Here is a 20,029-nt window from a genome sequence, read left to right on the forward strand (position 1 = left end):
AATTCTCTTTAAATGATTAAAGCATTTTAAGATTATTAACTTCTAGTTCTGTAAGGATTCTCCAGTGTCCACGTTTGATATTCTTCTTTGTCAATCCGGCAAACATCACTCTGTCTAAAGTTTCCACTTCATATCCAAGTCTTTGGAAAATTCTTCTGATTACACGGTTCCATCCACTGTGAATTTCAATTCCAAGTTCATTTTTAGGTTTACCTTCAATGAATGAAATCTGATCTACTAGCGCGATTCCTTCATCAAGACGAATTCCTTCTACGATAAGTCTCATATCTTCATTGGTCAGTTTTTTATCCAGTGTCACATGATAGATTTTTTTGGCATCAAAAGAAGGATGCGTCAGCTTTTTAGTCATGTGTCCGTCATTCGTTAAAAGAATAACTCCAGTTGTAGAACGGTCCAGTCTTCCGACAGGGAAAAGGCGGTACGGTGATGCATTGGCTACCAGATCCATTACGGTTTTTCTCGCTTTGTCATCTTTAGTGGTAGAAATATACCCTTTCGGTTTATTTAAAAGCACGTATACCGGTTTTTCAGGCGTAATACCCTGTCCGTCAAAAACTACTTTGTCAGTCTTTTGAACCTGATATCCCATTTCATTCACTACCACTCCATTTACTTCTACCAGCCCCTGCGTGATCAGTTCGTCAGCTTCTCTTCTGCTGCAAATTCCTGAGTTGGCGATATACTTATTAAGACGGATGGTATCTTTATGAACATCTTTTTCAATCTTGTTTAACCTTCTTTTCTGTACAAAAGACCTTGCCTTATCTTCATTTTTGTCATCTGCACTTGATGGTCTTCTTCCATATTTCAAACTGCCTCTTTCATACTTGTCTCTGGTGCCAAAACTCTTTCCATCTCTTTTTGGAGCCGGTTTACCGAAAGTCTTTCTCTCACGTCCTTCATTTGCATTGGTGATGTATGCTCTACTCTCAGTTTTCGAACCTGGATCTTCATCTCTGCTCTTAGAACTTTCTTCACTTTTTTTGAAAGGTTTCTGTTCAAACTTTGAATTGTTTCCTTTTGGGTCAAAATTTCTTTCGCCAGCTTTAGGAAAAGGTTTCTTAAAAGGTTTTGATCCTGAAGAATTTCCAGATCTAGAAGCGCGAGAATCATCAGAATTTTTTCTTGTTGAAATTCTTGGTCTTTTTGGTCTTTCTGAATTATTATTATCTCTGCTCATTCTAAAAATTTTTGCAAAGATAGTAATTTAGTTACGAGTTAGAAATTAAGAATCATAACTTTGCACAATAGTTTTATTTTAATTTTAAAGAAACCCCCGATAATGATAACAATATTAAACGATGATTTTTCTCAATTAAACACCTTCCTGCATGAAAAATCTTTCAGTAAGATCTTTATTTTAGTTGATGAAAATACCCATGAATATTGTCTTCCGGTTCTTTTAGGTAACATGGAAACAGACTTAGGCTTTGAAATTTTAGAGATCGAAGCTGGTGAAGAAATGAAAAATATCCAGACGGCCAACCAGCTTTGGGAGATCCTGACAGAGATGCAGGCCGACAGAAAGGCACTTGTCATCAATCTAGGAGGCGGTGTGATTACAGATATGGGTGGTTTTATTTCATCTACTTATAAGAGAGGAATTTCGTTCATCAATATCCCTACTACCCTTTTATCGATGTGTGACGCCTCTATTGGCGGGAAAACCGGAATCGATTTAATGAACTATAAAAATATGGTGGGAACTTTTGCCTTCCCGGAGCAGATCTTTATTTACCCTAAATTTTTAGAAACGCTTCCGTTTAAAGAATTGCGCAGTGGTTTTGCAGAAATGCTGAAACATGGCCTTATCGCTGACAAGGCACATTGGGAAAGCCTTATTCAGATTCATAAACTGGAGGTAGAAACAATAGTTCCCCATATCCAGACTTCTATGGATATCAAGCAGGATGTGGTGGAGAAAGATTTTCATGAAAGAAATATCAGAAAAACGTTGAACTTTGGGCATACAATCGGGCATTCTGTAGAAAGTCTTTGTCTAAGTCAGGGAAATCCTATCCTTCACGGTGAAGCCGTAGCCATGGGAATGATTTGCGAAGCTCATCTGGCTTATCTTGAAGACCTTATCAGTGAACAGAACGCAACATCTATTATTGAAAACCTTCAGAGATACTATCCTTACCTTGATATAAGTGACTTTACAGACGAAAGTATTACAGCTCTTCTACTTAATGATAAAAAGAATACGGATAGTAAAATCAATTTCTCTCTGCTTTCAGGGATAGGTTCATGTACGTATGATCACCAGTGCAGTCAGGAAAACATCCTGAAATCTTTGGAGTTCTACAGAAAACTCAATGATTTATAACTTAAATTAGAAATAGTAACGATACAGTTTGTCCCGGAATAAGTTGATATATGGTCAATTTGTTCCGGGACATCTATTATAGTCAATTCTTATCTGCTCTTTTCCTTTGTAAGTATTAATCGTTTTTGTTGTAAAAATAAGCAGGCTCCTCCACAACAACCAAACTATATCTATTTTAAGTCTATTTATAATATATTATAATGAAAAGTATGATGATTTAAGGTTATTTCCACGTCATTCTCATATAATTCAAGTTGCTTTTGGAAAGGGTTTAATTTATATTATTTCTAAACAAACGTTTATTTTAATTTATAAAATATTGACAATCATATTGTTGAAATAAAAATCACTTCTATTTTCAATAATTTCACTACTGACTTTTATCATGTTATTCATTTTTGGCAAGCAATTTGAAAGATACTCTGCGTCAAACTCAGTAGTAAGGTTTGACGGTAGTAAAATTTAAAATTAGAAATAGTAAATATTAAAAAATTAAAGTTATGAAAAAGTTAATTTTAGGATTAGCAGTAACTGCAAGTTCACTGGCATTCGCACAACAGACTCCAACGTCTTCTTCTAACCCGGTAACATTTGGTGTAAAAGGTGGGATGAACGTATCTTCTCTTTCTAAAGATGAAGGTTTAGATGATCAAAAATCTAAAATCGGTTTCAACGCAGGTGTATTTGCTAACATTCCAATTGCAGAATCATTCAGCGTTCAGCCGGAGGTTTTATACTCTCAGTATGGTGAAAAGTCAGAATATAAAGTAGGTAACACTAACTTTTCTGCATCTACTAAACTAGATTATATCGCAGTACCGGTAATGTTCCAGTACAATTTGATTCCTAACCTTTATGTGGAAGCTGGACCAGAATTCGGATTTTTAGTAAGTGCTAAAAACAAATTCAAAAACGAAAGTAACGGAAACTCTACTACTTCTGATAATTTCAAAGATCAATTACAAACATTCAACTTTGGTGTAGGTCTTGGTGCAGGGTATTACTTTACTCCTAACTTAGGTATTACAGCTAGATATGTAGCTGGAGTAACTGATATTTTCAAAGATAATTCTGGTGATGCTGTAAGAAACAACACATTCCAGGTAGGATTAGCTTATAAATTCAAATAATAAGCTTCAACATTCAGATAACAAATTTTATATTCAATAGAAAACCGGATTATTTATTTAATCCGGTTTTTTTGTTATCTAATTGTTAATTCAGCATTTTTGGCAAGGAGTTTGCGTATATAAGATCAGCTGAAAAACTTGATTTTATTATCAATGTTAGCAGCTACAAGTTTCTTCATATACAAATTGATTCAATAGAAAAGGTCAGGTTTATTCGTTTAAACCTGACCTTTTCGCCTTAAAACATGACTTTTGTCAGTTTACTCCCTTTGGCGGGAATTTTGCTGCACGGTGGGAAGTACTATTAAACTTAAAAATCATGAAAAAACTAATTTTAGGATTAGCATTTGCAGGAAGCCTTTTGGTGAATGCACAAGAAAAAACTAAATCTACATCACCTATTACTTTCGGGGTTAAAGCAGGATTCAACGCTTCTACTCTTAGCAAAGTTGATCAGTATGATAACGATCAGAAACTGAAGCCAGGTTTCAATGCTGGAGTATTTGTAAATATTCCGGTGGCAGAGAAATTCAGCATTCAGCCGGAACTTCTTTTTAACCAATTGGGTTCAAAAACTGAAGAAAGAGAACAATATTACGTTAATTCTGATAAATACAGAAGAGAAGTTGATTACAAAAAAACACTGAACTATCTTACTGTTCCTGTAATGGTACAGTATAATATCCTTCCTCAACTTTATGTAGAAGCAGGACCTGAGTTCGGATTTCTTTTAGGAGGAAAGGATAAAGGAGATATTACCACAACTCTAACTTCCGGAAATACTACTACGACGCAAACGACAAGTTTCTCGAATAAAATTGTTAAAGATCTACACAAGAGATTCAATTTCGGAATCGGTATCGGAGCTGGATATTACTTTACTCAGAATTTTGGAGTAACAGCTAGGTTTACAGCAGGTATTACAGATATTTATAAGTATAACAGTGCTGATACCATTAGAAATAATGCTTTCCAGGTGGGTGTAGCTTACAAATTTAAATAATCAATTTTATATTCAACAGAAAGCCGGATTATTTTATTGAATTCAGCTTTTTGATAGAAATAAAAAAAGGTCAGGTTTATTTATTTAAACCTGACCTTTTCAAAGGAAATCACTTTTATCAATTCCCTTCCTTTGGTGGTAGTCTTGCTGCACGGTGGGAAATACTATTAAACTTTAAAAATCATGAAAAAACTAATTTTAGGCATAGCATTCGCGGGAAGCTTTGTGGTTAATGCACAGGAAAAAACAGAACAAAAATCTACATCTCCCATTACATTTGGTGTAAAAGGAGGAATGAATATTTCTTCTCTTACCGATGGAAATGAAGATGCCTATTTCAATTATGAGCGAAAGGCAAAAATTGGTTTTAATGCAGGAGTTTTCGCCAATATTCCGGTTTCTGATAAGTTCAGTATTCAGCCGGAAATAATGTATAACGGGCTGGGATCAAAAATAGAGAGCACTATATTCTTTGATATTCCTTCTGCCAGAATGAATGGTAAGGAAACCTTGTCGTTAAGCTACCTATCAATCCCATTGATGTTTCAGTATAATATAATACCTGATCTATATGTGGAGGCAGGCCCGGAATTTGGATTTCTGCTGGGAGGAAGATCTAAAAATGAGTTGACCCAAACCAGTAATCTGGATGGAACCAGCAGTACGCAAAGTTATTCCGGTAAAATTGCCATGTATATGTTCAATAAATTCAATTTTGGAATAGGACTGGGAGCTGGTTATTACTTTACTCAAAATCTTGCCGTAACAGCAAGATTTACAGCAGGAATTACAGATGTCTACAAGCTCAACACCGGAGATGCCGTTAGAAATAATGCACTTCAAATAGGTTTAGCCTATAAATTCAAATAGAGATATATTATTTTCAAATCAGTGCCGGATTCTTAGGATCCGGCATTTTTCTTTTAGCTAAACACAAAATAAAGTTCCCGGAACTGCTTTTTTGGTACGTCTGAAAATGGTTGAAGGTTTAAAAAGGTTCTATAATTTCAATAGTTATTATTTTGTTTCTTCAATTTTAACACTATGTTAAATCATCAACATAAAATCAATTTCACTTAAAATCATCTTCAAAAAACGAATTTCCATAACATAATTTTTCTTAAAAAAACTTTAAAAGTATAAAAAACACAACATCAAAAACCTCCGCCAAAGCCCTTTAAATAAGACTTTTTTGAGTTTGGCAAGCATTTTGCAAAATAATTCAAGTCTGATTGATAAATCGGATAAGAAGTACAATAGTAAAATTAAAAAAAAATAAAATTATGAAGAAGTTATTTCTAGGATTGGCAGTTACTGCTAGCATGATGACATTTGCTCAAGAAACAAAAACAGTAAACACGGATCCAATCAAAAAAGAAAAACAACCTATCAGATTTGGTATTAAAGGAGGGGTAAACTCGTCTTACTTCAGTGAGCAGAAATTAAGCCTTGACAACCAGAAAATCGGATTCCATGCTGGGGTTTTAGTTAATATTCCACTTTCTCAGAAATTCAGCTTACAACCGGAGGTTTTATATAACCAGTTAGGGGCAAGAAGCGTGATCTCATCTACAGATGTAACAACGGGTGCTACCAACGTTAAAACGAAAAGCGAATACAAGACTACCATGAACTATATTTCAGTTCCTTTAATGATACAAATGAGACCTACTGAAAGATTCTATGTAGAAGCAGGTCCTGAGTTCAGTTACTACATCAACGGTAAAAACTCCGGAGACAGCACAATTTCTACAACGACAGGAGGTATTACAACCACTCAGTCGGTATCCAACTCTGAGGATATCAATAAAGACAACGTTAACAAGTTCAACTTGGGTCTTGGTTTAGGTCTTGGGTATGATATTACTCAAAACTTAGGAATCAATGCAAGATACATCAACAGTCTTACGGATATGAGAAACCAAAAGCCTGAAGGTACTGAACCGTTGAACCACAGAGCGTTTCAATTAGGCTTGAATTACAAATTCTAATAGAAGACAATCAATTATTTAACCTATAGTAAAGGCCGGACTTAAAATTTTTAAGTCCGGCCTTTCGTTTTGAAAAAGATTTTTAGACGTCAGATTTCAGACACAAGACTTACGGGTTTGAGGAGTCAGAAAGCTTTATGTTGACTGACACTGCTATAAAAGATTTCATGTCTAATTATATTCAACAAAGACATAAGAAGTTATTTAAATATTCGCGGATCATCGCTGATTACTCCGTCTATTCCCATGTCTTTTAGTTCTTTTAATCTTTCTTTTGTATTGACAGTCCATGGGATGACTTTCATACCTAATGCATGGCATTCCTGTACAAGTGTTGAAGTAACAAGTGTATGATCAGGGCTGTAAATAGTAGGGATAAAACTTAGAAATTTCATATCTCCGGCTACCCCATTCAAATGATTCGGATACTGCCTGAATTTTTCGGCTGGTATGTTTTCGAAATGAGCCTGCTGCTGTGCTATCTTTTTATCATCTACTTTTTCTACCAGAAGAGCAGTCATGATCTTAGGATATTCTTTATGGATGATTTCCAGGGTTCTGGGATCAAACGACTGAATGATTACCCGGTCCTGAATACCTTTTTTAATAATGATTTTCATCATTAGATCTACGAATTCCTTAGGTTCCGGATGAAATATATGGTCAGAAAAAGGACGTGTTTTGGTTTCTATATTATAAAAAGGCAAAGGTCTTTTCAGTTCACGGGAGTAAGCTTCACATGCAGCTATTACGTCTGCGAAGAGCGGTTTTTGAACCTTCATCTTCTTTTGGTCGGGATAGCGATCAAGTTTCTTTAAGCCTACATCAAATGTCTGGATCTTTGCATAGGGCATATCATAAATTTTATAGTAAAACCCGGAGTCTTTCGGAATATAGGTTCCATCCTGCTTTGTTATTAACTCAGGGGAAAGGAAGGCATCATGGGAAAGGATTACTTTTTTGTCCTTTGTGACAGCAAGATCCATTTCTAGTGTCGTAACGTTCATTTTCAGGGCATTCTTCATGGCCGGAATTGTATTTTCGGGATATAGGGATTTTCCTCCGCGATGCGCCTGATTATCGAAAGACTGACAGAAATACCATTGTGCCAATACCAGAAAAGCGACCGTTAAAAATACGTTTTTCATATCGTTAAATTTTAAAGGAACAAATTTAGAATTTGCACTTATACCATATAATAAATGAACATTAAGCTTTTGATACATTTATAAAAACAAAAAGAGCCAGACGTAATGCCTGGCTTCTTTTTTATTTTAAATCGTAGAATATTAATTGAATAATTCTACCTCCTCTCCTTTTCCTACGGGATATTCTTCTGTAAAACATCCGAAACAGTGATTGGAAGACCCTAAAATTTCTTTCAGGTTTTCTGTGCTTAAGAACTCCAAAGAGTCTACACCCAGATAATCTCTAAGTTCTTCAGTAGTCATATTCGCTGAAATCAAATCGTCTTTTGAAGGCGTATCGATTCCTAAGTAACATGGTGCAATAATAGGCGGAGAAACACTTCTGAAGTGAATCTCTTTTACTCCTGCGTCTTTCAATATCTTCACCAATCTCTTGGAAGTAGTTCCTCTTACGATAGAATCATCGATGATCACTACTCTTTTATCCTTGATCTCAGAAATAATCGGGTTTAGCTTAAGGTTAACTACCCTTTCTCTCATTTCCTGTGTAGGAACAATGAAACTTCTTCCGATGTATCTGTTTTTGATCAGAACAGGACGGAATGGGATGCCGGAAGCTTTTGAGAACCCTATTGCAGCCGGAACTCCTGAATCTGGAACTCCAATGACAATATCGGCATCTACAGGTGCCTGTTCCCAAATCTTTTCACCTGATTTTTCTCTGATCTCGTATACATTGATATTTTCTAAGGTAGAGTCAGGTCTTGCGAAATAGATGTATTCAAAAGAACAGATCCTTTGCTTGCCTCTCGCTTCATTCACCATGTAAGAATTAAGCTTACCCGGTTCGTTTTCATTTGTATAAATGATTTCACCCGGTAAAATATCACGGACATATTGCGCTCCAACCGCATCTAAAGCAACAGATTCTGAAGCAACAACATATGTTTTTTCGTCAACAGCACCTAAAACTAAAGGGCGAATTCCGTTGAAATCTCTGAATGCAAAGAATTTATTTCTCGTCATTCCTACGACCGAATATGCACCTTCTATTTTTTCCATGGTTGCTTTGATAGCACCACGTAAGCCTAGATCAAGATTTTTCTGGATTAATCTTAAGATAACCTCAGAATCGGAAGTGGCTCTGAAAACTACGCCTTCAGCTTCCAACTCATTTTTTAATTCTCTTGCATTGGTCAGATTACCGTTATGCGCTATAGAAAGTATAATCTGGTCGTATTCGTTTTTGGCGAAGAACGGCTGAAAGTTATATTTCTTTTTGTCTCCTGCAGTCGTGTAACGGGTGTGCCCGATCGCAGAATTTCCCATAAAAGCTTCAGGATCCTGGATCTCTTTATAAACATCCAAAACCAAACCTTCATCTTTCATATTGGTAATTTTTCCGTCTTTAAGAACAGAAATACCGCAAGCTTCCTGGCCTCTGTGCTGTAATGCAAAAAGCCCGAACTGCGAAAGTGAAAACGTATCAAGATCATTATCTGAATACATTCCGAAGATACCGCACTCCTCATTCGGAGCATCCAGTCTTTCTTCTTCCTGCGTTCTGAAGAGATTTCTTCCGTAGGTTTGAGTTTCAAATTGTTTTAAATATTCACTTTTATGAATGTCTAAACTTTTCATTTCTATTTTTTCTAAATTAGAAGTTAGATATTAGATGTTAGAATCTAGTCTAAGTTAACTTCAATTATAATTTTAAACTTTCTTTTAATGAGTATATCATTTTCTGAATTTCAGCTAAAAGTTCTTTTAAAGGTACTATTTTAACTTCAAAAATAAAATTAAGATCTATTAATAACTGTAACTGGGTTTGTAGCTCATAAGTAGAACCAAATGCAATTCCAAGAAATTGATAGAACTCGTTTTTATTATTTCTTCCCGCTCCTTCAGCAATATTAGACGGTATTGAAACTGCACATCTTCTTATTTGAGATAATAAACCAAATTTTTCCTCATTTGGTAGTTCGGCAGAAACCAAATAAACTTCTTTTACCAAAGCCATCGATTTTTTCCAAACCTTTAAATCTTCTATCCGGTGCGATTTCATACTAATTTCTAATATCTAACTTCTAACTTCTCAAATTTACTTACCCAGTAAATTTTTCAATCTGTTGTAGATTTCAACGTAAGCTTCAGTAACTTCTCCAAGATCTCTTCTGAATCTGTCTTTATCCAGTTTCTTCATCGTATCTTTATCCCAAAGTCTGCATGTATCAGGAGAAATTTCATCGGCAAGGATGATCTCCCCGTCTGCTGTTTTTCCTAATTCAATTTTGAAATCAACCAGGATGATATTCATTTTGTCAAAAAGATCAATTAGAATTTCGTTGATACCTTCAGTAAGTTTATACATTTCTGCAAGCTCCTCATAGGTTGCTGCTCCTAAGAAAACGGCGTGGTGATCGTTGATAAGCGGATCTCCCAATTCGTCTTTTTTGTAGCAGATATCGAAGATGGTCACCGGAGATTTAATTCCTTCTTCCACACCCAGTCTTTGAGCCATACTTCCTGCAGAGTAGTTTCTTACTACCATTTCCAATGGAATGATTGATACTTTTTTTACCAGCTGCTCTCTTTCGTTTAGTTGTTTAATGAAATGAGTTTTAACCCCTTTTTCATTTAAATATTCAAAAATCAAAGTGGTGATCGCGTTGTTCATTTCGCCTTTCAGATCAACCTGTCCTTTCTTTTGAGCATTAAATGCTGTAGCATCGTCTTTAAAACGTACCACTACTTCGTTAGGATTATCGGTAGCAAATACCTGTTTTGCTTTACCTTCGTACAACATTTCTTTCTTTTCCATTTCTAAATTCTTATTAGTTAGATTTATTTTATATTACTTAATTAAAATTCCTGTTAAAACAGCCAATCCGAAACTCAGCAAAGTACCAATCAGCACATATTCCGTGAGTTTTCTCTGCTTAGCCTGTGCCAGATCGCTGAACCTGAAGACCGATTTGGCAGCCACCATAAAACCTACGCCCTCCCAGTGATTCACCATAATAAAGGTAAATACCAAGAGACGCTCCAAGATCCCGATATATTTTCCTGCACTCGATAGAGATTCGGTCTGTAAGCTGCTTTGTGTTTCCGGAACCGGAGTCCACGAAGACAATAGTATTTTTATGAAAATCGAAGCCGGTGTGGTCAGGAACAATACTGCCATCAATATCTTTAAGAACTCATTATTGCTTAAAAAATCGAAATTGAATTCCTTAAAATAGAATGAGATTCCCAAGATGACAAGAATATGCAGCAACTGGTCAATAAAAAACCAGGCTTTTTTATTTTTTACGTTTTGGAAGACCAGTTTTGAAGCATCAATGATAAGATGTGTGATTCCGACAAGCAGTGAAACCCACCACAACTCTGTGTTCCAAAGAAAAATAAAACTTAAAACAGTATGAATCAGAACATGAACATACAAATACGGGCTTTTCAGCTTACGGCGTTCTTTATCTGCAACCCAAGAGTTTGGCTGAAGAACAAAATCTCCGAGTAGATGTGCCAATATGAGTTTAGTAAAGATCATGCTTACAGTTCTGAGATTTTCTTTCTAAAATATTGATTAGTTTCTACGATAAGCTCGTAGTTCGCGCGTTTCAGTCTCTGACTTACCGAGGACTGTGAGATCGCAAATTTCCTGGCGAGGTCTTCCTGGGTGAGATCTTGGTTCATGATCATTTCGTGAATGATTTCTGCCGTCGCTACCGTCCAACTGTCAAAATCTTTTGAAGACCATTTCAGGAGTATATTTAAATCCCTGTCTACGGATTCGCTTGATGTTTTTATGGAAACGGTATGACCGTCGCTTTTAAGATCATTCAGTAATCGTCCGGAATTCACATAGGCCGTTCCGTTGGACTCCGTGATCTTTTCGGAGGAAAAATTCTCTTCACCAATACCTATGGCAATTCTTACATCTAAATTTTCCTGACTTCTTATAAGGGACTTAATGGCTAGAAAACGCCAAAATACTTCATCAATGCTACATTTGAACTGAAACTCGTCTCCCCTGTAGATTTCCCATGCGAGCGGTGAACTTCCCCAGTTTTCCAGGAGATTCTTGAGTCTGGTGATCCAAACTTCTGTGTCTGCATGCTGTGAATTTATAATATCACCGGTTATGACCGCTATCATTGTGCAAATATAAGCATAATTACTTATAAATAAAAAATATAAGCAGAAACACTTATAGATATTGATTATTAGTGAATCTGCTTATATCAATTATGTATTGTTCACAAGCTTTTTAGCGAATTATGCAAAAAGTTAAAAGCATAAAACGGCCAAAAAACATGATATTCTAACTCAGTTATTTTTTAATAAACTGATAGACTTTCTCATCGAGTTTTAAGAAATAGAAACCAGTAGAAATATTCTGCACAGAAATATTTTTATTGTTTCTGAACGGATCTTTCTCAGTATAGATTACTTTTCCTGACGTATCTAATATCTGAGCTGTTTTTACATCTTGAGTCTCTCCACTTACGAAAAGATTATCATCAACAGGATTCGGATATATTTTAAACTCTTTGTTGGAAGCGATCAGATCGGTTGTAGATAATACACCAGGGTCCTGGCAGTAATTAACAGGATAAGAATCCCACTCACCCACAGTGAAAGTCGTTGTTGGCTGGCTTACCGTAGCTTTTCTGTAAAGAGAAACATCTCCGTATGAATTACTTACAAACTTGCTTCCTATAGCATCAACTGTTGCTGACTTATAGGCCAACTCTACATATTGGGCTCCTGCAAAAGTTAAAGCATCACCTGCTGTAAGAAAATGTGCATCATTATTAGTGTAACATGATAATCCAGATTTAGGGTTCAGAATAACGAAATTTTGATTATTAGGTATTTTTCCTTCAAGTTCAAAACTGTTACCATAATAATAAGAATCATATAAACTATTGTAATATTGTATTCTTATGCTGTAATTGTTTAAATCTACTTCATGACCGGTCTTGTTTACAATTTCCAAAGCTTTGTTATTCCCTGTTCCTTCAATATATTTAACGATAAAGAGATCTTTCGAATTTGTGTCTGCAGCTGATGTGGATACCGTAATTGAATTGCTGTCAGGAGATTGTAAATAACCCTGGTCATATGCTTTTACGGTAAATGAATAAGAAGTGGAAGGCGTCAGATGATCAATAACTATAGATGTAGATTTTGTACTGGCTACGAGAACACCATTCTGATAAATATTATATCCGATAACATCTGAACTCGTACTTGGCGACCATACTAAATGAGCGTAGTAAGCCCCGGATTGAATGGAGTTTAAACTTAAAGGGGTCTGAGGCGTAACAGCGTCAGGGGTCTGCACCCAAATAGAATTTACCCATTGAGGGTTATCAATAAAAGGGTTTCTGTTTTTCTGAATAGTATAGATGGCATTATTCCGGTCTGTTTCCCTTTGAGATACAGGATCCTGAAGGTGCCATTGAAGAAGCATCGAAATATAAGCAGGATCAAAAGCCCGTTCTGCGGTTCCATCCAAAGGAGATCGGTCTATCACAGGGTTAATATTGGTTGAGTAATTAAATGAAGGCAGCTTATTTTCATATCTTACAGTAAAATAAAGCAGCATCCTCGCAATATCTCCTTTGAATTCATCCACAGGCTCATAAACCCTGTTCGTATAAACATAACCGGGAATAGCACTATTGGCAATTTTGGATGAGTTTGTAAATGTATAATGAACCGTGGAATTCCCAACACCATAAGGATAATTATTTCTAAGCTGATTGATTCTTGCATCTGTAGGGATAACAAAATGTAAATCTGAATACATGGGATAATTACTGTCAAAAGTACTTTGTGGGACCACATGCTCCCTGTTGTACCCTAATCCTTCAGCTCCTGAAGTACTGATCAGGTTGGCTGAAGTATATTCATAAGAATCAGGGCCAGAAGGGATCTCTGAATAAATATCCAATAGAATGGTAGTATTAGTCGGACCATGATCATAATATTTATCTAAATCTGTCTGATTATAAATATTTTGCAAATCACCATAATGCCAGTTCACATTCTTTTCAGAAATAATATCATGCAATTTAGACTTCAGCGTATAGCCTGTAAGTCCGGCTGTTCCGTCATAATATCCCGCCGGAACCTGGGCAGAAACAAATGAAGAAATTAGAATAATAGGAAGTAGAATTTTTTTCATACCTTAAAAATTGGGAGGCTAAAATAGTAAATTAAAACACTTAAAGTTCTGAATAATTTATTAAAAAATCATTAATTCTGAAAATATAAAAAATTGATTACTAAAATATTGCGTATAAGATACTACGACCTTAATAATTATTTTTGGCTTTCCGTCAATTTAATTATCTTTGGGAACTAACTATTTTATCTATATGAACACAGAGACTATTGACAACATTAAAATGATAGCGGAAACAGCAAGAGAATTTGCTGAGAAAAATATCAGACCTAATATTATGGAGTGGGACGAGAGCCAAACGTTTCCAAAAGACTTATTTCACCAGTTAGGAGAAATGGGATTTATGGGGATTGTAGTTCCTGAACAGTACGGAGGTTCCGGTTTAGGCTATCATGAATATGTTACTATTCTGGATGAAATCTCTCAGGTAGACCCGTCTATTGGTCTTTCTGTGGCAGCACACAATTCACTTTGTACCAATCATATTTATGAGTTTGGAAATGAAGAACAGAGAAACAAATGGCTTCCGCAATTGGCTTCAGGAAAAGTAATCGGTGCCTGGGGACTTACAGAACACAATACAGGCTCTGATTCAGGAGGTATGTCTACTACTGCTATAAAAGATGGTGATGAATGGATCATCAACGGAGCTAAAAACTTCATCACTCATGCCATCTCAGGAGATATCGCTGTAGTAATGACGAGAACAGGTGAAATAGGTGCTAAAAACAACTCTACTGCTTTTGTTCTGGAAAAAGGAATGCCTGGTTTTACTTCAGGAAAGAAGGAAAATAAATTAGGAATGCGTGCTTCTGAAACCGCTGAACTTATCTTTGACAGTGTTCGTGTACCGGATTCACACCGTTTGGGAGAAGTAGGAGAAGGATTTAAGCAGGCCATGAAAATTTTGGACGGTGGAAGAATTTCTATCGCTGCTTTAAGTTTGGGAACAGCAAGAGGAGCTTATAAAGCTGCTTTAAAATATGCTAAGGAAAGACATCAGTTTGGAAAAGCAATCGCTGAATTCCAGGCCATCAACTTTATGCTTGCTGATATGGCAACTGAAATTGACGCTGCTGAACTTTTAATCCAAAGAGCTTCAACCTTGAAAAATGCCAAGCAAAAAATGACTAAAGAAGGAGCAATGGCCAAACTGTATGCTTCTGAAGCATGTGTGAGGATTTCTAACAATGCTGTTCAGATCTTTGGAGGTTACGGTTACACCAAGGACTTCCCTGCTGAGAAATTCTACAGAGATTCTAAATTATGTACAATCGGTGAAGGAACTTCAGAGATCCAGAGAATGGTGATCGGAAGAGATATTACAAAATAATAAAAACAACACAAATGATTAAACAAGCTCTTTTAGGTGAGTTTCTGCATGAAGCGGAAAATACCAGAAAAATTTTAAAAGCAATTCCGGACAGTGCCTTAGACTGGAAACCGTCGGAGAAAAACTGGACGACAGCCCAACTGGCTTCCCACATTGCAGAAGTTTATAACTGGTATGAGTCTACCTTCAATCTTAATGTTTTTGATATGGGAACTTACCAGTATGATAAAGGTGATATTTCTAAAGCGGAGAACATTGTGGCAAAATTTGAAGAAAATGTAGCCAAAGCTCAAAAAGTTTTAGAAAATTCAGATGAAACCACTTATTTCAATGAATGGAAAATGGAAATGAACGGAAACGCTATTTTCCCTCTTACTCAAAGAATACAGGTAATCAGAGGATTTTTATACAATCACCTGTATCATCACAGAGGTGAGCTTGTGGTTTATTTAAGATCAACAGGAAATAAGGTTCCGGGACTTTACGGACCTACTGCTGACGATAAAATGTAATAGAGAATTATTCTATCAATAAATGAATAGCATACGTATTTTACGTGTGCTATTTTCTTTTTTTGAGATAATGTGTTTTCAACTATACTTAATGTATTGCATAATACTTTAAATGCATACTCAGAAATTTTCTTAAATAATTTTGTTTTTCGTAACATAATTTTTATTAGCTTTGATATTCCACAATCAAAATAATTACTTGATATGAAAAAACAATTATCCATGATCGGAATGCTTCTTATTACGGGCATTTCTTTCGCGCAGACTGACCGTCTCTGGAGTGAAGGTTCAAAAAAAGCACCTTCAGACATTTTTGAAAACAAAACCCAAATCAATAATCCGAAAATCTACAGCCTGGATTTTGCAGGATTAAAGAACGCTCTTGCAAAAGCTCCCAAAAGACTCGCTCCAGGAGAGAAATCAGAAACCATCATCTCTTTTCCTAATTCTGAAGGAAAGATGGAAAACTTTAAAGTAAGAGAAAATTCCAACTTTGACCCTCAGCTTGCTGCGAAATATCCGGATATCAAATCTTATGTAGGCGAAGGCCTTAACGATCCCAATTCAACAGTTTATTTCAGTATTTCCTCACTTGGGCTATCCTCTATGGAAATTTATGGTGATAAATCTGCAGTCTTCATTGAGCCATATGCCAAAGATCTGTCGTCTTATGTGGTATACAAAAAATCTGATAAAAAAGATAATCTCAACAAATTTGAATGTACTGTTATTGATGTAGCTCAGAAAGGCGTATCGAACTCCAATATAGCTGCAAGACCGAATGCAGATGATGCCAAACTGAGAACATTCAGGCTGGCACTTTCAACTACAGGAGAATACACTGTATATTTTGGAGGAACTAAAGCAAATGCACTGGCTGCAATCAACAATACCATGACCCGTGTCAACGGTGTTTTTGAAAAAGATTTTGCAGCAAGAATGGTTCTGATCGCCAATAATGATGCTGTGATTTATACCAATGCTTCTACAGACCCCTATTCTGCGGCTTCAGGAATGAGCAGCTGGAATTCCCAGCTTCAAAGCACCCTGACTTCAGTGATCGGGGAAGCGAATTATGACGTCGGACACTTATTCGGAGCCTCTGGAGGTGGCGGAAATGCAGGATGTATTGGCTGTATCTGTACCAACGGTTCAAAAGGCAGTGGATATACTTCTCCGGCAGACGCTATTCCTTCAGGAGATAACTTCGATATTGATTACGTAGCTCACGAACTTGGTCATCAGTTTGGAGGAAACCATACTTTCTCTCATGGAAATGAAGGCACAGGTGTTAATATGGAACCTGGCTCCGGATCTACCATTATGGGATATGCAGGAATTACAGCCCAGGATATCCAGCCGCATTCTGATGCATTCTTCCATGCGGTGAGCATCCAACAGATCACCAATAATATTAAAGCTAAAACATGCCCGGTAAGTACTTCTACAGGAAATGCCATTCCTACCGCCAGTGCCGGTCTTGATTATACTATTCCAAAAGGCACCCCATTCATGTTAACAGGAACGGGAACCGATGCCAACGGAGACTCATTAACTTATATCTGGGAACAGATGGATAATGCTTCTTCTTCTCAAACAGGAGCAAGCTCTGCAGCGAGTGCCACAAAAGCGACAGGCCCAACATTCAGATCATGGACCCCTGTAACGTCTCCAACAAGGTATTTCCCTAGAATGGCATCGATATTAACAGGAGCCACTACCACTGCCGGTTCAGAAATCACAGTGGAAGCTTTGTCCAATGTTGCAAGATCATTAAATTTCAGATTTACAGTTCGTGACAACAGAGCCGGAGGTTCAGGAAATAATTCTGATGACGCCCTGATCACGGTAAACGGAACAGCAGGACCATTCAGTGTTTCTTCACAAAACTCAGCAATATCATATGCAGGAGGAAGCTCACAAACGGTTACCTGGAATGTAGCAGGAACTACTGCTAACGGTGTCAATGCTGCCAATGTAGACATTCTTTGGTCAACAGACAGCGGAAATACCTGGACTACCCTTCTTGCCGGAACACCAAACGATGGAACGCAGGCTGTGACCATTCCTAATTCATCCACTACAACAGGAAGAATTATGGTAAAAGGCTCCAACCACATTTTCTTTGATGTTAATAACGCCAATATTACGGTCAATGCTGGATCAGGAACAGATACTGTAGCTCCTACAGCGCCTACCCTTGCGGCTTCCGGAACTACAGCTACGACTACCAATCTGTCCTGGAGCGGAGCAACCGACAATGTAGGTGTTACAGGATACGATGTTTACATGAACGGATCTTTGATCGGTAATACAGCATCTACCACTTATACTGTAACCAGCTTAACACCAGCAACAACTTACAGTTTCACGGTTAAATCTAAAGATGCAGCTGGAAATGCTTCTCCTTCAAGCAACACCGTGAGCGTTACAACGCTTACCGGAGGTACAGTGACTTATTGCTCATCTTCTGCCAGCAATACTGCTGATGAAAGAATCGGGAACGTAAAATTCGGAACAATCAATAATACGTCAACAGGAACAGCAGGTTATGAAAACTTCACTTCCGTTTCTACCAATGTAACGAGAGGAAGCGCCTATACGATCTCGGTAACTCCAACATGGACGTCAACTGTTTACAGTGAAGCCTACGCAGTCTATATCGATTATAACGGTGACGGCGACTTTACAGACAGCGGAGAACTGGCATGGTCTAAAGCAGGCTCTACAACAACTCCTGTAACGGGAAGCATCACGATCCCTGCAACCGCTACAATCGGATCCACAAGAATGAGAGTGATGATGAAGTACAGTTCTGTACCTACTTCTTCATGTGAAGCTTATACTTACGGACAGGTGGAAGACTATACGCTGAATATCGTTTCTTCAGGAAAAGGAGAATTATCTGGTACCAGAGATCTAATCGCTAACACTGATATCAGACTGTATCCAAATCCTGTAAGAGATATATTACATATTTCAAATACGACATCTGAAGATTATAAAATCTTCGATATGGGTGGAAAACTAATTAATTCAGGAAAACTAGAAAGGGGCAGTGTCAATGTAAGCGGACTTATCAAAGGTGCTTATATGATCCAGGTTGGAGAAGCTGCCAAGAGATTCATCAAAAACTAATAATCATTAAAGTAAACACTTTAAAAAGGCCGTTCAGCAATGAGCGGTCTTTTTTTGATGTATGATCATTGATAGATTATAAATGATACTATAAGACTATTGCTCTTCAAATAAAATAAACTGTAAAACATGAAAATTTGTTGTTAAAAACATCTCAATTAACAAACCTCCAATACTAATAATGTTTTATTTTGAAAAAATTCACTATTATATGATTTTTTAATTTAAATTTATCACTCGAAACTATTCTTTCATTGTACCGTTAAACCAGCTTTTATTAAAGGGAAGTTCTGCATTGAATTCCTAAGTTGGCAACCCTACCGTTGCTTTTCCTCCTATTCTCGATCAGAATTTATTTTGCTTTAAAATGGGTGCTCTATGATTACAAAAAGTAAATTACTAAAGTGATTTCTGGTTGTCATAGTATCATAAAGACAAAATTGTTTTTCAGGAAGGGATTAATAGCATATTGCCTCAAAAAAAAATTAAATAACCATTAAAACTTTTATTATGAAACATTTATTTAAGTACTTCCTATTTTTCACAATGGCTTCTTTTTCCATTGCATGTAGCTCAGACAGAGAAGATGAGATTGACATTACAACGGGAGCCGTGACCCATGTATTCTATAAAAATGCGGAGGAATTTGCTTTAACCTATGATACAACAGGAACTGTAAGCCCAACAATCAGAAATCAGGCATTTGATTTATACAAGCTGGGAAAATGGACTGAACTGGAAGCTCTGTTTAATGTTAACAATCTGAATGGAGGCTGGCCACCTGCAAACGGCGGATACAACATCTATGACGATGTCTCTTTTCAGGCCGGACAAAGATTTGACAGATACAGTGGTGCTGTAGGTAGCTATGATGGCACAGGAATCCCTACTTTAGGAGGAAGTTTTACAAGTCCGATCATCAACGGATATGTTTACACTTTTTCTCAAAGAGCCTTAAATCAGGCTGAAAATAAGTATGATTTTTATTATGAAATAGATGTTCTGAATAATTTACTACCTTTCAAATCTCAAGTAGGCGATGTCATCCCATGGTTTAATCAAGTGGGCGGAGGTAAGCAGACCATGTGGAAAATTCCGATTGATGTAACCACAGGGTATCAGAAAACATGGAATAAGCTGGCACAGGAAGGATATGTAAGAATCACAATCAAAAGAAGCCCTAGTGGAAAATACAATAACTTAGCAGGTACGGTTATTCAGCAATAAA

General features: G+C 36.7%; 17 protein-coding genes. 9 read left to right on the plus strand and 8 right to left on the minus strand.

Going from position 1 to position 20,029, the window contains the following annotated elements:
- Positions 1-16 precede the first annotated feature (16 nt).
- Complete coding sequence (locus HHL23_RS02360) at positions 17-1,201, minus strand: pseudouridine synthase (RefSeq protein ID WP_228464577.1); 1,185 nt, start codon at positions 1,199-1,201, stop codon at positions 17-19.
- Between the two features lie 102 nt (positions 1,202-1,303).
- Between HHL23_RS02360 and aroB the strand changes: the two genes are divergently transcribed.
- The 5 genes from aroB to HHL23_RS02385 all read left to right on the plus strand — a co-directional run bounded on the left by aroB (position 1,304) and on the right by HHL23_RS02385 (position 6,474).
- The gene (aroB, locus tag HHL23_RS02365) at positions 1,304-2,350 is read left to right on the plus strand and encodes a 3-dehydroquinate synthase (RefSeq protein ID WP_169233214.1); all 1,047 of its coding nucleotides are present in this window, start codon (positions 1,304-1,306) and stop codon (positions 2,348-2,350) included.
- Positions 2,351-2,850: 500 nt separating this feature from the next.
- Positions 2,851-3,480: a porin family protein gene (locus HHL23_RS02370; protein WP_169233215.1), complete on the plus strand. Its 630-nt coding sequence runs from the start codon at positions 2,851-2,853 to the stop codon at positions 3,478-3,480.
- Positions 3,481-3,799: 319 nt separating this feature from the next.
- Positions 3,800-4,483 carry a porin family protein gene (locus HHL23_RS02375; RefSeq protein ID WP_169233216.1) on the plus strand — a complete coding sequence of 228 codons (684 nt, stop codon included), beginning with the start codon at positions 3,800-3,802 and terminating at the stop codon, positions 4,481-4,483.
- Positions 4,484-4,666: 183 nt separating this feature from the next.
- Positions 4,667-5,353, plus strand: a complete 687-nt coding sequence (locus HHL23_RS02380; protein ID WP_169233217.1) for a porin family protein — start codon at positions 4,667-4,669, stop codon at positions 5,351-5,353.
- A 413-nt stretch (positions 5,354-5,766) separates the two neighbouring features.
- Positions 5,767-6,474: a porin family protein gene (locus HHL23_RS02385; protein WP_169233218.1), complete on the plus strand. Its 708-nt coding sequence runs from the start codon at positions 5,767-5,769 to the stop codon at positions 6,472-6,474.
- A gap of 200 nt (positions 6,475-6,674) precedes the next feature.
- Here the strand turns inward: HHL23_RS02385 and HHL23_RS02390 are convergent, their stop codons facing one another.
- The 7 genes from HHL23_RS02390 to HHL23_RS02420 form a co-directional block, all read right to left on the minus strand.
- Complete coding sequence (locus HHL23_RS02390; protein ID WP_169233219.1) at positions 6,675-7,622, minus strand: glycerophosphodiester phosphodiesterase family protein; 948 nt, start codon at positions 7,620-7,622, stop codon at positions 6,675-6,677.
- Between the two features lie 141 nt (positions 7,623-7,763).
- Complete coding sequence (gene purF, locus HHL23_RS02395) at positions 7,764-9,263, minus strand: amidophosphoribosyltransferase (RefSeq protein ID WP_169233220.1); 1,500 nt, start codon at positions 9,261-9,263, stop codon at positions 7,764-7,766.
- A gap of 64 nt (positions 9,264-9,327) precedes the next feature.
- Complete coding sequence (locus HHL23_RS02400; RefSeq protein WP_169233221.1) at positions 9,328-9,687, minus strand: four helix bundle protein; 360 nt, start codon at positions 9,685-9,687, stop codon at positions 9,328-9,330.
- A 36-nt stretch (positions 9,688-9,723) separates the two neighbouring features.
- On the minus strand, positions 9,724-10,443 hold the full coding sequence (purC, locus tag HHL23_RS02405; protein ID WP_169233222.1) for a phosphoribosylaminoimidazolesuccinocarboxamide synthase: 720 nt from the start codon (positions 10,441-10,443) through the stop codon (positions 9,724-9,726).
- Between the two features lie 33 nt (positions 10,444-10,476).
- The gene (locus tag HHL23_RS02410; RefSeq protein ID WP_169233223.1) at positions 10,477-11,172 is read right to left on the minus strand and encodes a DUF3307 domain-containing protein; all 696 of its coding nucleotides are present in this window, start codon (positions 11,170-11,172) and stop codon (positions 10,477-10,479) included.
- 2 nt (positions 11,173-11,174) lie between these two features.
- Positions 11,175-11,780, minus strand: coding sequence for a SatD family protein (locus HHL23_RS02415; protein ID WP_169233224.1), 606 nt, complete (start codon positions 11,778-11,780; stop codon positions 11,175-11,177).
- Between the two features lie 175 nt (positions 11,781-11,955).
- Entirely contained in the window at positions 11,956-13,818 is a 1,863-nt protein-coding gene (locus HHL23_RS02420) for an endonuclease (protein WP_169233225.1), read from the minus strand.
- A gap of 193 nt (positions 13,819-14,011) precedes the next feature.
- Here HHL23_RS02420 and HHL23_RS02425 point away from each other — a divergent pair, with 193 nt between their 5' ends.
- From HHL23_RS02425 to HHL23_RS02440, 4 genes are all read left to right on the plus strand, one after another.
- The gene (locus HHL23_RS02425) at positions 14,012-15,151 is read left to right on the plus strand and encodes an acyl-CoA dehydrogenase family protein (protein WP_169233226.1); all 1,140 of its coding nucleotides are present in this window, start codon (positions 14,012-14,014) and stop codon (positions 15,149-15,151) included.
- A 14-nt stretch (positions 15,152-15,165) separates the two neighbouring features.
- Positions 15,166-15,663, plus strand: coding sequence for a DinB family protein (locus tag HHL23_RS02430; RefSeq protein WP_169233227.1), 498 nt, complete (start codon positions 15,166-15,168; stop codon positions 15,661-15,663).
- Between the two features lie 204 nt (positions 15,664-15,867).
- Positions 15,868-18,801, plus strand: coding sequence for a reprolysin-like metallopeptidase (locus tag HHL23_RS02435; RefSeq protein WP_169233228.1), 2,934 nt, complete (start codon positions 15,868-15,870; stop codon positions 18,799-18,801).
- 510 nt (positions 18,802-19,311) lie between these two features.
- A complete protein-coding gene (locus HHL23_RS02440; protein WP_169233229.1) occupies positions 19,312-20,028 on the plus strand; it encodes a glycohydrolase toxin TNT-related protein in 717 nt (238 codons plus the stop codon).
- The last annotated feature ends 1 nt before the right edge of the window (position 20,029 follow it).

The sequence above is a fragment of the Chryseobacterium antibioticum genome (assembly GCF_012927325.1).
Taxonomy (GTDB): Bacteria; Bacteroidota; Bacteroidia; order Flavobacteriales; family Weeksellaceae; genus Chryseobacterium; species Chryseobacterium antibioticum.

Coding starts and splice junctions, on each gene's coding strand:
- HHL23_RS02375 (WP_169233216.1), top strand. CDS start 3,800: ATGAAAAAACTAATTTTAGGATTAGCATTTGCAGGAAGCCTTTTGGTG.
- purF (WP_169233220.1), bottom strand. CDS start 9,263: ATGAAAAGTTTAGACATTCATAAAAGTGAATATTTAAAACAATTTGAA.
- HHL23_RS02360 (WP_228464577.1), bottom strand. CDS start 1,201: ATGAGCAGAGATAATAATAATTCAGAAAGACCAAAAAGACCAAGAATT.
- HHL23_RS02435 (WP_169233228.1), top strand. CDS start 15,868: ATGAAAAAACAATTATCCATGATCGGAATGCTTCTTATTACGGGCATT.
- HHL23_RS02390 (WP_169233219.1), bottom strand. CDS start 7,622: ATGAAAAACGTATTTTTAACGGTCGCTTTTCTGGTATTGGCACAATGG.
- HHL23_RS02400 (WP_169233221.1), bottom strand. CDS start 9,687: ATGAAATCGCACCGGATAGAAGATTTAAAGGTTTGGAAAAAATCGATG.
- HHL23_RS02380 (WP_169233217.1), top strand. CDS start 4,667: ATGAAAAAACTAATTTTAGGCATAGCATTCGCGGGAAGCTTTGTGGTT.
- purC (WP_169233222.1), bottom strand. CDS start 10,443: ATGGAAAAGAAAGAAATGTTGTACGAAGGTAAAGCAAAACAGGTATTT.
- HHL23_RS02410 (WP_169233223.1), bottom strand. CDS start 11,172: ATGATCTTTACTAAACTCATATTGGCACATCTACTCGGAGATTTTGTT.
- aroB (WP_169233214.1), top strand. CDS start 1,304: ATGATAACAATATTAAACGATGATTTTTCTCAATTAAACACCTTCCTG.
- HHL23_RS02425 (WP_169233226.1), top strand. CDS start 14,012: ATGAACACAGAGACTATTGACAACATTAAAATGATAGCGGAAACAGCA.
- HHL23_RS02370 (WP_169233215.1), top strand. CDS start 2,851: ATGAAAAAGTTAATTTTAGGATTAGCAGTAACTGCAAGTTCACTGGCA.
- HHL23_RS02385 (WP_169233218.1), top strand. CDS start 5,767: ATGAAGAAGTTATTTCTAGGATTGGCAGTTACTGCTAGCATGATGACA.
- HHL23_RS02420 (WP_169233225.1), bottom strand. CDS start 13,818: ATGAAAAAAATTCTACTTCCTATTATTCTAATTTCTTCATTTGTTTCT.
- HHL23_RS02430 (WP_169233227.1), top strand. CDS start 15,166: ATGATTAAACAAGCTCTTTTAGGTGAGTTTCTGCATGAAGCGGAAAAT.
- HHL23_RS02415 (WP_169233224.1), bottom strand. CDS start 11,780: ATGATAGCGGTCATAACCGGTGATATTATAAATTCACAGCATGCAGAC.
- HHL23_RS02440 (WP_169233229.1), top strand. CDS start 19,312: ATGAAACATTTATTTAAGTACTTCCTATTTTTCACAATGGCTTCTTTT.